This window comes from Brachyspira catarrhinii (assembly GCF_005518285.1).
Classification (GTDB): Bacteria; Spirochaetota; Brachyspiria; order Brachyspirales; family Brachyspiraceae; genus Brachyspira; species Brachyspira catarrhinii.
Genome location: NZ_SJDU01000901.1, coordinates 1 through 278 on the forward strand (window position 1 = coordinate 1; position 278 = coordinate 278).

The following is a 278-nucleotide window of genomic DNA, read 5'->3' on the forward strand; positions in this document are numbered from 1 at the left end:
TTAGAATAGGCAGCAGCTTTTTGGGCAATTCCTGAATATTTTCATAATGTATTAGAGGTTTTTTAATAATGAAAAATAATGATGATAGTAGTAATGTAGAAAAAGGAAATATATATAAGCCCATATATTATGGAAATTGGGAAGAAAAAATATTATATGATTTAGCTATATGGAAAAATGGATTAGCATTTAAAAATATTAACTTTACAGATAGCGGTAAACCCGTAATAAAAATTGCAGAATTAAAAAATGGTATTACTGCTCAAACTAAATTTACT

1 protein-coding gene is annotated in these 278 nt (G+C 25.2%); it reads left to right on the forward strand.

Going from position 1 to position 278, the window contains the following annotated elements; genetic code table 11:
* Positions 1 to 68: 68 nt before the first annotated feature.
* A partial coding sequence (locus EZH24_RS14975) for a restriction endonuclease subunit S domain-containing protein (RefSeq protein WP_201798612.1) occupies positions 69 to 278 on the forward strand: 210 nt, incomplete at its 3' end.